12 protein-coding genes are annotated in these 14524 nt (G+C 41.5%); 6 read left to right on the plus strand and 6 right to left on the minus strand.

The window, feature by feature from the left end:
• The first annotated feature begins 252 nt into the window (after positions 1–252).
• The gene (locus tag U3A58_RS17675; RefSeq protein ID WP_323825710.1) at positions 253–1974 is read left to right on the plus strand and encodes a M28 family peptidase; all 1722 of its coding nucleotides are present in this window, start codon (positions 253–255) and stop codon (positions 1972–1974) included.
• 106 nt (positions 1975–2080) lie between these two features.
• Here the strand turns inward: U3A58_RS17675 and U3A58_RS17680 are convergent, their stop codons facing one another.
• The 3 genes from U3A58_RS17680 to U3A58_RS17690 all read right to left on the minus strand — a co-directional run bounded on the left by U3A58_RS17680 (position 2081) and on the right by U3A58_RS17690 (position 5057).
• Complete coding sequence (locus tag U3A58_RS17680; RefSeq protein ID WP_323825712.1) at positions 2081–3079, minus strand: phosphotriesterase family protein; 999 nt, start codon at positions 3077–3079, stop codon at positions 2081–2083.
• 84 nt (positions 3080–3163) lie between these two features.
• A complete protein-coding gene (locus U3A58_RS17685; protein WP_323825714.1) occupies positions 3164–3844 on the minus strand; it encodes an SDR family NAD(P)-dependent oxidoreductase in 681 nt (226 codons plus the stop codon).
• Positions 3845–3920: 76 nt separating this feature from the next.
• Positions 3921–5057 (minus strand): hypothetical protein, encoded by a 1137-nt coding sequence (locus tag U3A58_RS17690; RefSeq protein WP_323825716.1) that lies wholly within the window; start codon positions 5055–5057, stop codon positions 3921–3923.
• 322 nt (positions 5058–5379) lie between these two features.
• Between U3A58_RS17690 and U3A58_RS17695 the strand changes: the two genes are divergently transcribed.
• Positions 5380–5994, plus strand: a complete 615-nt coding sequence (locus tag U3A58_RS17695) for a MarC family protein (protein WP_323825718.1) — start codon at positions 5380–5382, stop codon at positions 5992–5994.
• Positions 5995–6014: 20 nt separating this feature from the next.
• Here U3A58_RS17695 and U3A58_RS17700 read toward each other — a convergent pair whose 3' ends face one another.
• Entirely contained in the window at positions 6015–6791 is a 777-nt protein-coding gene (locus U3A58_RS17700) for a class I SAM-dependent methyltransferase (protein WP_323825720.1), read from the minus strand.
• Positions 6792–6852: 61 nt separating this feature from the next.
• Here U3A58_RS17700 and U3A58_RS17705 point away from each other — a divergent pair, with 61 nt between their 5' ends.
• Together U3A58_RS17705 and rlmB are read left to right on the plus strand one after the other, a co-directional pair.
• On the plus strand, positions 6853–8088 hold the full coding sequence (locus U3A58_RS17705) for a GWxTD domain-containing protein (RefSeq protein ID WP_323825722.1): 1236 nt from the start codon (positions 6853–6855) through the stop codon (positions 8086–8088).
• On the plus strand, positions 8061–8837 hold the full coding sequence (gene rlmB / locus U3A58_RS17710; protein ID WP_323825724.1) for a 23S rRNA (guanosine(2251)-2'-O)-methyltransferase RlmB: 777 nt from the start codon (positions 8061–8063) through the stop codon (positions 8835–8837). The genes U3A58_RS17705 and rlmB overlap by 28 nt, the downstream gene beginning before the upstream one ends.
• Before the next feature lie 15 nt (positions 8838–8852).
• On the opposite strand, the gene U3A58_RS17715 is transcribed toward rlmB, so the two are convergent.
• Both U3A58_RS17715 and U3A58_RS17720 read right to left on the minus strand, forming a co-directional pair.
• Positions 8853–9923 carry a mannose-1-phosphate guanylyltransferase gene (locus U3A58_RS17715; RefSeq protein WP_323825726.1) on the minus strand — a complete coding sequence of 357 codons (1071 nt, stop codon included), beginning with the start codon at positions 9921–9923 and terminating at the stop codon, positions 8853–8855.
• Between the two features lie 8 nt (positions 9924–9931).
• Entirely contained in the window at positions 9932–10900 is a 969-nt protein-coding gene (locus U3A58_RS17720; protein ID WP_323825728.1) for a KpsF/GutQ family sugar-phosphate isomerase, read from the minus strand.
• A 96-nt stretch (positions 10901–10996) separates the two neighbouring features.
• On the opposite strand from U3A58_RS17720, the gene recQ reads away from it, so the two are divergent.
• Both recQ and purD read left to right on the plus strand, forming a co-directional pair.
• Positions 10997–13177: a DNA helicase RecQ gene (recQ, locus tag U3A58_RS17725; protein WP_323825730.1), complete on the plus strand. Its 2181-nt coding sequence runs from the start codon at positions 10997–10999 to the stop codon at positions 13175–13177.
• Between the two features lie 14 nt (positions 13178–13191).
• Positions 13192–14478, plus strand: a complete 1287-nt coding sequence (purD, locus tag U3A58_RS17730) for a phosphoribosylamine--glycine ligase (protein WP_323825732.1) — start codon at positions 13192–13194, stop codon at positions 14476–14478.
• Positions 14479–14524 lie beyond the last annotated feature (46 nt).

Here is a 14524-nt window from a genome sequence, read left to right on the forward strand (position 1 = left end):
AAGTTGTAAAGAGTTGAAAGGTTGTAAGGTTTTATAGTTTGAAGGTTGTAAGTAGTCAGGCTGAGCGAAGTCGAAGCCATTTACACTTTTTAGTTCTCGACTCCCTGCTCAGCTTCAGACGGGAGCTCGGAATGACAGGCAATCTAATTCGAAATAGAAGATTCAAAACCCCGAATCCTCCAACGGTTATTCATTTCAGTAAGTATTATAGTATCTAGCATCATTAAACCAACTTGAATTCACCTTTTCAGTATGAAATCAAAAGCTATTCTCCCGATCTTTTTTCTCTTCTTAGCCAGCAGTGCTTTTGCTCAAAAGGTTCCTCTTCAAAAAGTTAACGACCCATATTTTAAGCTCGTAAGACCAGAATTCAAGGGTGATTTGGCTTATGAAACAGTAGCTTTTGTGGAGAAATACTGGAGAATCGCAGGAAATACCGGATTTAACAATACCGTATTTCGTATTGCCGAGCAGCTGGAAGCAGCTGGTTATGTATTGGAAGAAAAAGCTACGGAGGCAGATCGATTCACCTTTAGAATCGAAACCCGGGATATGAGGCAACCCACTTGGGAGCCAGTTTCTGCTTCTTTGAAAATAGTTGGTTCCAATGAAAATCTACTTTCATCGGAGACCAACCGCAATATGATTTATCAATACTCCTCCTCCACTCCATCTGAGGGAATTAGTGCAGAAGTGTTTTATATAGAAAGCAAGAAGGCTCTTTCTTCACTTGATGTAGCTGGAAAAATTCTATTCTCGGATCAGGTGGGCTACAGGACTTTACAGGCTGCTGTAAATAAGAAGGGTGCTTTGGGCGTGCTGACTTACGATATGCCTGCCTATTTGAAACCTGAGAAAAACGTCACTTCCATCCAGTTTCGAGGTATGAAGCACGACGTGAATAATCCTACTTGGGCAATTGCGCTTTCTTTCGAAGCCAAAGAAAAACTGAAAGCGAAATTAGCAAAAGGCAAAGTAGAATTGTTAGTGAAAGCAGAAACCAAGATTTATGAATCTGAAGAACTTACCATAGTTGCAAATGTAAAAGGTTCTGACTTGCCTTTGGAAAGCCTGGTATTTTCAGCGCATATCCAAGAGCCTGGAGCAAATGACAATGCTACCGGAGTGGGTACGCAACTGGAAATGGCTGCAATCACAGCAGATTTGATCCAGCAAGGAAAGCTTGATCTGAAGCGCACGCTGACCTTTCTCTGGGGAGATGAAATAATTTCTACAAGAAGATATATCGAGGAAAAAGAAAGGCGTGATGCAAAAATCAACTGGGGCATTTCCTTGGATATGGTGGGAGAAAATACTGACCTCACTGGTGGAACATTTCTCATCGAAAAAATGCCTGACCCAAGTGCCATCTGGACACGCGGCGAGGACAAGCACAGTGAATGGGGTGGCTCGTCCATGACCGTAAAGCAAATGAAACCGCACTATTTAAACGACTTTATCTTGACCAACTTTGAAGCTCAGGGCGAATATGCTGACTGGGTGGTAAAAACCAATCCTTTTGAAGGAGGTTCTGATCATACCCCATTCCTTCAGGCGGATATTCCGGGACTTTTGCTTTGGCACTTTACCGATCAGTTCTATCACACTGATAATGACCGCTTGGATAAAGTGTCCCAAAAAACCATGCAAAATGTAGGAACAGCTGCTTTGGTTTCTGCATTTACTTTATTGAATGCTGATGAGCAGACGGGAGACGAGGTTTCGCAATTGATACTAGGTAAAGCAACTGCCCGCTTACAGATCGAAAGTATTTTAAGCAAAAAAGCCATAAACAACGGAGAGGATGCAGCTGAACAGAAGTTAATTCTCAAGACATGGAAAGATTGGTATCTGAAGTCTTTGGATTCTATCAAGGATCTTTCTGCAGAATCCAATCAAGGATTAGAGGATTCCATTTCTTTGGCAAAGCAGAAATTGGAAGCAGTTTATCAGACGATCATATTGACGCTTTAGGGATTAGATGAGGTTCAAAACACCCGTGCGGGTTTCCTCACTCAAATTGGAAGAAAGTATAAGTGATTCTCGATAGTGATGACACTCACAAAGGAATGATTGCTTTTTAATCAATCCCGAAAGCTCGCTTCGGATTTTCCACCAACAGAATTTCCCAATCTGATGCTGTAAATCCCTTTACATTTAATGCTGGCATAAGCTTTTCAAAAATATTGGTAAATGGCTGAAATTCTCCACCATTGGGTTTGGCCGGATCATACCATCCTGCATCGTGGGAAATCAGCACTTGGTTCAAGAATCCATTTTCCTTGGCAAAAAGCAGGCGATCCACGTATTCATCCACGCTCCAACCAATCCCATCTAGGCTAATCCAAACGCCTAGTTTAGCAGCTTCGAAGTAATTCTGAAAATCCTGCTCAGCCTGTGCATGAACCCATACAAATGCGGAAGGTTCGATCCCCATTTCCTGCAAAATTACCACTTCCTGACTTGCCGTAGCCCAGATGCCAGTGTGAGAAGCTATTTGCAATCCGGTTTTCTGATGGGTAATTCCAGCTGCTTTGACCAACTTCGCATCGATTTCCCGAAGCGGTTTTTCTTCGTTTACAGATATCTTGATAAAGCCAGGTTTGATTTCAGTATCTCCTATTCCATTTTCAAACTCTTCAATCCAGCGATCTGCCAACTCCTCGGCAGTTTCATTAAAAGCAAAGTCCGGTAGGTACTTATTATCCACCGCTCCGTAAAATCCTGTATTTGTGATGATTTGTATTCCGGATTGCTCACTGAGTTTTTTAAGCAACATTGGATCTTTGGCCAAGTAAGAAGGCGTACAGTCAAAAATTGTTTTCACCCCGTACTTCTTCACTTCCAGCAAATACGGTAAAACTTTGGCAATCACTTCTTCTCGATTATATCGCTCTGGAGAAACAGAATCGGCTCCAATAAAATCCACCAGCATATGCTCATGAATCAAAGTAATCCCCATGGAATCGATAGGAATCCAGCCATTGACCGTGTTAATGAAAGAAGAATTAGACTCAGGCCTAGAGCAGGAAAAGAAGAATACTAGGGAAATTAACCCAATAAGTAATAAATGCTTCATATATAAAGCTAAGCAACTACCTCATGGAAAGTCAACTGATATGTCGATTGATTTATAGAAGATTTAAATTGGAAGATTGTTCTCCTATTTCAAAGATGACATTCCACCATCTACATGGAGTATCTGGCCTGTGATCCAAGAGGATTTATCATCTAGCAGAAAACAGGTAGCTTCAGCAATATCCTGTGGCGTTCCTATTCGCCCCAAAGGATGTCTCTTGTCAGAGGCGGCTCGTTTTTCATCCGAGCTTACCAGTTGTCTTGCCAGCGGCGTATCTGTCAAAGACGGAGCAATGGCATTTACCCTGATACTGTTTGGTGCCCACTCTGCCGCTAGCGATCGCACCAACCCTTCCACTGCACCCTTTGCTGAAGCAATACCAGCATGAAAACCCATTCCTGTCTGCACCGCAACTGTACTGTATAATACCACCGATGCATGATTGGATTTTTTTAGATTTTTCAGGCAGGTCTGGAGCGTGGTGACAGCTCCAAAAAAATTAATATCCATTTCTGACTTAAAATCCTCCATGGAAATCCTGTGAAACGGTCTCAGATTGATAGATCCTGGACAATAAACCAAGCCATCAATTACCTCAGGCAAATCCTGCAATTCTGAAGAGCCATCTGTTACATCGATTTGATGATTTCCTTCACCACTTCTAGAATAGAGATACAAATTTGCTCCCCCTTTTTCGGTGAGCTCAGACACCGATTTTCCGATCCCTGAATTTCCCCCGATGATGACTATGTTCTTTCCTTTCATAGTTAACCGCTTTAGTATAAAAGCTAAATAGGAAGGAGAATGTTTGAAAAAATCACAGCTAATTTTTAGAATGGGTTTACTTCAATTCATAAAAATAATAGGTCTGCATATCCTTTTCAACTGCTTCAGGATCTTCACCTGGCTTGGCATCAGAATACAGCACATCACGAACTGACTTGAGATTGACATTCAGATTCCCTTGCCATAGCTTTTCATTGTCTTTGAAAATCTGGTAATAATAAGCTGACTTGTACTTTTTTACTAATTCATTGAATTCAGGACTTCCCACGGTTCTATTGGGTAATACGTCAATTTCATGCTGAGGAGCGCCACCTTCATATATAGTGATCAAATACCCATTGGAAAAACTAAATCCTTTGTATTCGGAGGCAGCTAACGCTTGAAAGAATCCATCCAGTCCAATGTCCTTATTACTGGGTTTTATTTGTTTGTAATTATCTCCTGGGTTCAATTCCCAGTAAGTTTTCAGCTTCAATTCCGGAAACTTATAGACATACATTTCTGGAGAATTGGGAAAAAGTACATACATCTGTTCTTCCACAATTTTAACAATTGGATCTAAATTATTGTATTGACCGGGATTGATAGCCAATTGTGACTCTTTTGGAATATATGCCGTGTATAAGGTATCTAGGGAATTAATATCTCGAACGGTCATAAATGGATATGCAATACTAAATTCTTCAGATTCGAATATATCCTGGGCATCCCCAGTAATATCTAGGGAAAAAGTGTACAAATACACACCAGATGTAAGTGCAGCCCTGCTTCCTCCTACAGTACGGGAAACCAATTCAAAATCAACTTTTTTCGAATCAATCAAATTAAAATCAAGATCATAAATGGATGCGAGACCATGGGTAAGTACTAAAATCCGGTCATCCTTCATGTAGTGAGCCGTAGAAAAGTACCTAGACTTATAACTATCCTTCCCGTCTTCACTGCGATTAGCTTTGAGAACTATTTCTCCGGATTTATCTACTCTAAAGAATTCGCTGGTCTTAAAATCATAAAATAGATATTCCAAATGATCTTCTTTAACATCAATAAATGCTAATTGGGTCAGATTATCAATCACCAAACTATCTTTAATCACCAATTCTGGGATATAGCCAGTTTCATGTGTTTCCTGTGTTTTTTCACCGCAAGCTACCAAGCCTGCGAAAAGGAGCACCAGTAAAAAATTCTTCATAAATCTCAATTTCCTAACAAGATAGATTGGCGAAAATAAATGACAAAATTGTAGTTGGAAATCTTACTAAAAGCACTGAAATCAGAGCTAAACTCTATTTATGAGATGCCATTAGGAAATATAATTCTCCCTTTTTTGGAATTTAAATCAGTAAAAACCCTACACTAAATTTGGTGAGGGTTAGAAAATTGTTTCAAAACCCAAGATCCTAAAACCCAAGATATGACAACGTTAAATGATAAATCTGAGGTTCTTTTCATTCTAAAAGAAGATATCGATACCTTCGCAAATCTTAGCTAATTCAGAAGATCAACCTTCATTCATGGATAACATCCTAGCTTTCACGCTCTCCGTTTTTACAGGCCTTTTCGCGATCATGAACCCGATTGCAAACGTGCCTATTTTTGCTTCTCTGACGGATGACTTGGATAAAGCCACCAAAAGAAGTATCAGTAAAAGGGCGACATTTACGGCATTTATTATTGTAGTCGTTTTTGTATTGCTGGGGAAATTCATTTTTGAAATCTTCGGGATCACCATTCCTGCTTTCAAAATCACGGGCGGTATTCTGATTTTCTTTGTGGGTTTTGAGATGCTTCAATCCAAAAAATCCAGTGTCAAGCACATTAAAGATCCTGAAACAGAAGAGAACATTGCCATTTCCCCTTTGGCAATTCCGATTTTGGCTGGCCCGGGGACAATAGTAACTGCGATGAACTTTGCCTCCCAGGGCGATTACATTAATATCCTCATTGTGATTGCTGTGTTTGCCGTGCTATGCTTAATGACCCATATAGCATTTGAATTGGGAGATAAGATTGTGAAGCGATTAGGGAAAAACCTGATCGTCGTGATCGGAAAAATCATGGGGTTGATCATTGCCATCATCGGAACAAACATGATAATTTCAGGCTTAAAAGCTGCCTTTTTTGACTAAAAAACCTATTCCCTGTAGTTCTACTGCTTTCGTAAAATATAAAACAAATCCAAGCCCATCTCTGGATCATCCTCCATTGGGTAATCCTCATGTGTGATCTCCACCACACTTTCCCCTTGTTGCTGATGCAGCTTATCTCTGTTCATGCGATTAAGAATCTCATAGGGTATTCGCAGTAAAGCTGCTGGTAACTTATGTTGCAAATCAAAAATATCGAAGCGCATGATTTTTTGCACCGACTTGCGGTTGGCCTCATGGTATGCCCACACTTTCTCATTTCCTCCCACTCCTTTTGCCTCTACCGAGTCAAAAATGGATGAACATAAATCACTCAATTGCTGAGGAGTGTATTCACGCTCATGCCAGGGATTACGTGATAGGGTGTGGTTGATATTAGGAGTAGAAATAAGCGCTTTTCCTCCTGGCTTCAATACCCGATAGATTTCTTCCAAGAACAATCGGTCATCAGAAATGTGCTCTATCACCTGAAAGCTCACGATGGTATCGAAAGAATTGTCCGCTATTCCTTTAAATGGAGGAATTACAGCCTGCTGAAACTCTACTTTTGGGAATTTAACTTTCAACTCATCGATTACTTCCTGAATCTTATCCAATCCGAGATAACTTTCTGCCAAAGGCAAAAGTGTCTCCACACCACGGCCTTCACCACAGCCCACTTCCAGCAATTTGCCAGAAATCCAGGGCTGCGCAGCAATGTATGCTTTGAGCAAGCGTTTATGAATAGGATTGTCACTGACCAACTTGTCAGACGCGATTTCCGTTGTATAGGTAGCCATACAAAAATTTACTATTTTGGCAAAAGTAAGGTTAATTTTGAAAACCCGAGATCAACACCCAATGAACTGTAAAACAAGCCGACTCCTGATTTTTTTGATCCTCTTCACAGGCACTATATTACCCACCCTAGCGCAGAAGACATTAAGTAGTCTAAATCAGACACTTCGCTATTCGAGATACTCAAGACTGTCGCTTAAGATTATCCCAATTAAAGAATCCGAGACGAGTTTTAGGCTACAGTTTCAGGTAGAAAAAATCGAAGATAATCCGGAATTCAATTCCTTTAGCTTCACTTACTCCATGTTGGATAGTTACGATCAGGAAATTCTCTCGGATAACACATCCATATTAACTTCAGATGATTTAAAATATAACACTGACAGGCATTGGGTATTTGAAAAGTCAATTGAAATCCCAACTAGTACCGAAACTTCTATTGCATTATTTACTGCGTTGGACACCAGGCAAGGAGATGAATATCATTTTTCTACTGACCTCAAAAGCAGTTTTGTATTTGATACCCCTGACTTCGGTGCCTATTATGCCAATAATGTAGGCTTCGACCAAAACTACCTAAATGTAGGAGAATCATTGCTTTTCAAATCTACCGGAGGCCCAACTCTTCATGGATTTTACTATCCAATCAGCCTGGAAGTCCCTTATCCGCCTATGGAAACCAAGCCAGCAGCAGTTCCTAGAGAATTACAAGTGATAGATGAAGGAGATTTCTTAGAAAATATCCCTAAAGCATTAGATCAAATTGGATACTATTTTATCCAAAGTGATACTACCGGTCGGACGGGCCTGGTACTGAAAACTACACATGAATCATTCCCAAAGGTGAAAGATTGGGATGAAATGGTGAATATGGTCACCTACATTTCCACGCGAAAAGAACATGAAGAACTTTTGGCTGCCGAAGACAAAAAGAAGGCGCTAGACAATTACTGGATAGGATTAACCAGGAATCCAGCTACAGCAAAAGAACTTATCCGTGAGTATTTCCGGCAGGTAGAATTTGCCAATATTCTATTTACAGACTTCAAGGAAGGATGGAAAACTGACAAAGGCATGGTCTATATCGTAATGGGGCCACCTCAGGAAGTCAACTTTTATTTGGACAGAGAAGTGTGGAGTTATGGGGGAACTAATGAGAGTTCAAGAATTCGCTTTACCTTTGCGCGGGTTAAAAACATACTTAGCCCACACTATTACACCTTGAATCGCTCCCGTGCATATCAGCCGGTTTGGTTCAAAAATATATCCATATGGAGAAGCGGAAAGATGGCTTTTTGATTGAAAAAGGCGAACACGAAAAAGATTTTATTTTTGGCACCAGGGCGGTCATGGAATCAATCCATGCCGGCAAAGACATTGACAAGGTGTTGGTTCAGAAGGAAATCAACAATGACCTGATCAAAGAGCTGCTGCAGCTATGCAAGGCTGAGAAAATCCCTGTAGTTCGTGTCCCTGAGGCAAAACTGAACAGAATCACGCGTAAAAATCATCAGGGGGTAGTAGCTCAGATGTCTTCGATAGAATACGCTTCTTTGGATCATGTGATCGAAAGCTGCTTTAATGTAGGCAAGTCTCCTTTGATCCTGATTCTTGACAGAATCACCGATGTAAGAAACTTTGGCGCTATCGCCCGAACGGCAGAATGTGCAGGAGTAGATGCGATAGTAATCCCTGAGAAAGGGAGCGCACAGATCAACTCTGACGCAATCAAAACTTCTGTAGGAGCATTGAATTTCCTTCCGGTAGTACGTGTGCGAAATCTTTTTTATACCTGCAGAGATCTGCAGAAATCGGGGTTGGTATTAGTAGCCATCACAGAGAAAACGGAGAAAACGATGTATGAAGTAGATTTTTCTGTACCGGTAGCCATGGTCATGGGATCCGAGGAAGACGGTATTTCTACCGAACTCATGGGTATCGTGGATGAAAAAGTCAAAATCCCAATGGCGGGGAGAATTGAAAGTTTAAATGTCTCCGTATCTGCCGGAGTGGCGATTTACGAAGCTATCAGGCAGCGAAAAAACTAATGAAAGGGGGAGGTTTTAGATAAAGTCTTCCCCTTTCTTTTTTGCATTTGACACAAACTCACGGAATTTCTTCTCCGCATCAAGTTTGCAGATCAGCAGTACATTATCGGTCTCGTTCACAAGGTAATTTTCAAGCCCCTGCACAACCACCAGCTTATCTCCATTTACTTTTATGTAACTATTTTCAGTATCGAATAGAATTGCATTTGCATCTACCACATTATTGTTTTCATCCTTTTCTCTTAAGTCATACAGACTATTCCAAGATCCCAAGTCTGACCAGCCGAAATCACCCAGAATCACATAAACCTGACTCGATTTTTCCATGATTCCATAATCAATCGATATGTTTTTCATTTGAGCATAGGCATTGGATACAAAGCCCGCCTCTTCATCTGTACCATAGATATTTCTACCTTCTTCAAACACCTCAGCCATATCTGGCATGTGCTCTTCAAAAGCCTGAATCAGGCTCTCTGCTTTCCATACGAACATGCCAGAATTCCAGACGAAATCACCGCTATCCAAAAATGTCCTTGCCAGTTTTGAATTTGGCTTTTCGATAAATGTCTTTACACGGAAAGTATCTGCCCCTTCCTTTTCGATGTATTGGATATAACCATAGCCTGTTTCTGGTCTATTTGGGGTGATGCCAAGCGTTATTAATTTCCCATCATCGGCCGCTTCTATAGCCCTCTTAAGTGTACGAGCGAACTTCTTCTCCTGCAAAATCAAATGGTCTGCCGGAGTGACGATTATGACAGCTTTCGGATCTTTTGAATGAATACTATAGGTAGCATAGGCAATACAGGTAGCAGTATTTTTTCGTAATGGTTCTGTTAGAATCTGATGATCCTTCAGTTGCGGTATTTGCTCCTTGACTAGTGCAAGGTATTTTCTATACGTAATGACCACAAATTGCTCAGGATCGGCGATATCCGTGAACCTATCATAGGTCATTTGCAGCAGTGAACGGCCTGTCCCTAGGATATCCAAAAATTGCTTTGGCCGTTTTCTGCGACTATATGGCCAAAATCGGGAGCCAATGCCTCCAGCCATAATTAGAATATAGGGTTTATCGTGCATGTCAATAATTAAACAATTCCTTCTTTCATCAATTCATGAATATGGACAAAACCTGCGATTTTATCTCCATTCATCGCTACGAGTTGCGTGATATTGTAATTTTTCATCATATTCAAGGCTCTAATGGCGTATTCTTGGGTAGAAATTGATTTCGGATTCTCTGTCATGATATCAGAAGCCTTCAGTGAGCGAATATCCAGTGATTTTTGAAGCATTCTCCGTAAATCTCCATCAGTTATAATCCCCTTCAAATTGCCGTCCGCATCCACTACTGAGGTGGCTCCAAGTCTCTTTCCTGATATTTCAAGTATTACCTCAGCCAGCCCTGCATCTTCGGATACCACGGGGATTTCGTTACCTCCCAGCACATCACCCACCCTAAGATACAACTGCTTGCCCAAAGATCCACCAGGATGATATTTAGCAAAGTCTTCGGAGGTAAATCCTCTAGCTTCCAGCAGGCATACTGCCAAGGCATCTCCAAGTGCCAAATGTGCTGTCGTGCTAGTAGTGGGAGCCAAATTATGAGGACATGCTTCCTCACTGATAGTGGCATTCAAGACATAAACTGCCTGCTCTGCTAGAAAGCTTTTCGTGTTGCTCACTAAAGCTACCAGTTTGACTCCTAATTTTTTGAGCAAAGGAACTAGCACTTTAATCTCTGGGGTATTCCCGCTTTTTGATATACAAATAACAATATCATCCTCCATAATCATCCCCAAATCACCATGAATTGCATCTGCAGCATGCATGAAAAGTGCCGGAGTACCCGTAGAATTTAGCGTTGCAACTATTTTATTGGCTATGATGGCACTTTTACCCACTCCAGTAATCACAACTCTTCCTTTGGATATCAAAATATGCGCTACACATGCATCAAAATCACCATCTAAAAAATCAACAAGATTTAACACCGCCTGAGCCTCGTTTTGCAATACTCTCGTGGCTGTATTTCTAATATTTTTAGCTAAATTCAATTTTACCTGGGTTTATAACTAATTTTGAACCTGGGTATAAATGTAATAAATCATTCCTGTTTACAGGCTTTCGTTACCCTTTAAGCCCCCTAACAAGTGGAAGAAAAAGTAAAAGCAGATCTTAAAAAAATCTTTGGATTTAGTCAATTCCGTGGAAATCAGGAATTGATCGTCGATAATTTGCTTAATAAGCGAAATACGTTTGTCATTATGCCCACTGGTGCTGGCAAATCTTTGTGCTACCAATTGCCTGCTGTAATCAATGAAGGTACCGCTATAGTCATCTCACCTCTGATAGCTTTGATGAAAAATCAGGTGGATCAGTTGCAGGCGTTGGGGATAAATGCCCATTTCCTGAACTCAACCTTGAATAAATCGGAAGCTACCCGAGTGAAAAGTGAAGTACTCAAGAAGAAAACCAAACTTCTCTATGTGGCTCCAGAGTCATTGACCAAAGAAGAAAACGTCGAATTTCTCAAGTCTGCCCAGCTGAGCTTTGTTGCTATTGATGAAGCCCACTGTATCTCTGAGTGGGGACATGATTTCAGGCCAGAATACAGAAGAATCAAATCCATCATTGCTCAGATCGCTCCTAATCTACCGATAATAGCATTGACTGCTACCGCTACACCAAAAGTGCAGCAGGACATCCAACGCAATCTTCAGATGGAAGAGGCAGACTTATTTAAGTCCTCCTTCAACAGAACCAACCTTTTCTATGAGATTCGCCCCAAAGTAAAGAATGATTCAAAGAAGGATTTGATCAAATTCATCAAGGGACACAAAGGGAAATCTGGAATCATCTATTGTCTAAGCCGGAAAAAAGTAGAAGAAATTGCGCAGCTACTCAAAGTAAACCAAGTCAATGCCGCACCATATCACGCTGGACTGGACTCATCTGTGAGAATCAAAACGCAAGATGATTTCCTCAATGAGGAGTTAGATGTGATTGTGGCTACTATTGCATTTGGGATGGGAATTGACAAGCCGGATGTCCGCTACGTGATCCACTACGATGTGCCAAAATCTCTGGAAGGATACTATCAGGAAACAGGCCGAGCCGGCCGTGATGGTTTGGAAGGACATTGCCTCATGTTTTACAGATATGAAGACATCGTAAAGCTCGATAAATTCAACAAGGACAAACCAGTCACTGAGCGGGAAAATGCCAGAATCCTCTTGCAAGAAATGGCCGCTTACTCAGAGACGGGTGTATGCAGAAGAAAATTTATCCTCAATTACTTCGGAGAGACAATGGATGATGATTGTGGCTTTTGCGATAATTGTAAGCGTGATCGTGTGACATTTGAAGGAATGGCTATGGTAAGTACCGTGCTAGAAGCAGCAAAACAAACCAACGAGCGCTTTGGTCTAGAGCATCTGGTGAAAGTAATCGTAGGGGAAATGACTGATTACGTTCTGAGCTATTCTCATAATAAATTGCCGGTTTTTGGAAAGGGTAAAGAAGACTCTGAAAAAACCTGGATCGGAGTGATTCGTCAAGTGATGATATTGAATATGCTTGAGAAGGATATCGAAAATTATGGCGTACTGAAATTAACGCCTAAAGGCAGAGCATTTCTCGATGCACCCTTTGCGCTAGATCTCCATCACGATCACGATTTCGCAGCAGAAATACAACAAACAGGCCAAGCAGAGATAGATATCACTACCGGCATAGCCTATGATGAGAAACTCTTTGATCTGCTAAAAGCTGAGCGGAAAAAGATCGCACGCTCAAAAGGGCTACCTCCTTATGTTATTTTCCAAGATCCTTCCTTGGAAGAAATGGCAACTTTATATCCTACCACCCGAGAGGAGCTATCGCAAATCATTGGCGTCGGTATGGGAAAAGTCGTTAAATTCGGGTCTTCATTCTTGAAATTAATTGAGAACTACGTAGAGGAGAATGAGATCGAGACCGCTTCAGATGTGGTAGTCAAATCGTCTGGAACCAGGTCTAAAGTAAAAATATCAATAATCCAGCAGATCGACCGCAAGGTAGGCTTGGATGAGGTCGCAGAAAACCTCAATATGAGTATGAGTGATTTACTCCATGAAATAGAGCAGATCATTTATAGCGGAACTAAACTAAATATAGATTACTACATAGAACGCATCATGGATGAAGATCGGGAGGATATGCTCCACGACTACTTCATGAATGCTTCGAGTGATCAGATCAAAGCAGCTTTGGATGAACTAGAAGACGAAGACTTTGCAGAAGATGAACTGCGAGTCTATCGGATCAAATTCATCTCTGAGCATGCGAATTAACTTGAATTGAGTCAATGAATATACTCTTATTAGGAAGCGGAGGCAGAGAACATGCCTTCGCCTGGAAGATCGTACAAAGTACCGATTGTACCCGTTTATATGTAGCTCCGGGCAATGCCGGCACCGAAAGTATAGCTACCAATGTGAACATCAGTATCACTGATTTTGACGCCATCCGAGATTTTATTGCTTCCAAGTATATAAACCTAGTGGTAGTAGGGCCAGAAGAGCCTTTGGTCAAAGGCATCGTAGATTACCTCCAAAACCAAGCTGAAACTGCAGCTATTCCAGTCGTTGGTCCATCCCAACTCGGTGCTACACTGGAGGGAAGTAAGGACTTTTCTAAGCGCTTTATGCAGCGCAACAATATCCCCACTGCAGCGTACGAGACCTTCACTGTAGATCAATTAGATGCTGGTTTAGCCTATTTGGACACTCAAAGTCTCCCTATCGTTTTAAAGGCAGATGGACTTGCCGCCGGCAAAGGTGTGCTGATCTGCCTGACTCTGGCCGAAGCAAAAGCATCATTGAAGGAAATGCTTTTGGATCAGAAATTCGGTGAAGCTTCCTCTAAGGTGGTGATCGAAGAGTTTCTAACTGGAATTGAACTTTCCGTATTCGTGGCTACCGATGGAAAAAGCTATAAGATTTTGCCGGAGGCAAAAGATTATAAACGCATTGGAGAAGGCGATACAGGACTGAATACCGGAGGCATGGGTGCTGTGAGCCCAGTGATTTTCGCAGACCAAGCTTTCATGGCCAAAGTAGAAGAGAAGGTAGTAAAGCCTACAGTGGAAGGTCTCACGAAGGAGAATATTCCATACAAAGGTTTCCTATTCATAGGTCTGATGAATAAAGATGGAGAACCACAGGTGATTGAATACAATGTACGCATGGGTGACCCAGAAACAGAAGCCGTGCTCCCTAGAATTGAGAGTGATTTCTTGGCATTGCTGTATGGCATTGGTACAGGGACACTAGCTGCATACGAACTGAAAATCTCTCCTGAATATGCCACTACTGTGGTCATGGTGAGCGGTGGATACCCTGGCTCCTATGAAAAAGGGAAAATCATTTCACTTCCTGATTCCATCTCTGGAGCGGAGATTTTCCATGCCGGAACGGGCAGAAATGAAAACGGTGAATTAGTCAATCTAGGTGGTCGGGTAATCGCCGTGACCGGAAAAGGCGCGTCATTGCAAGAAGCTCTTAACCATGCTTTTACGACAGTGAAGAAAATCCACTGGGATCAGGCCTATTACCGCAAGGATATCGGAATGGATATTCTGAACTTATTGTAATCAAACCCAAAACTAACCAAGAGGGTCACCTCTGTATATATATTAT

Source organism: Algoriphagus persicinus (genome assembly GCF_035156415.1).
GTDB classification, from domain to species: domain Bacteria; phylum Bacteroidota; class Bacteroidia; order Cytophagales; family Cyclobacteriaceae; genus Algoriphagus; species Algoriphagus persicinus.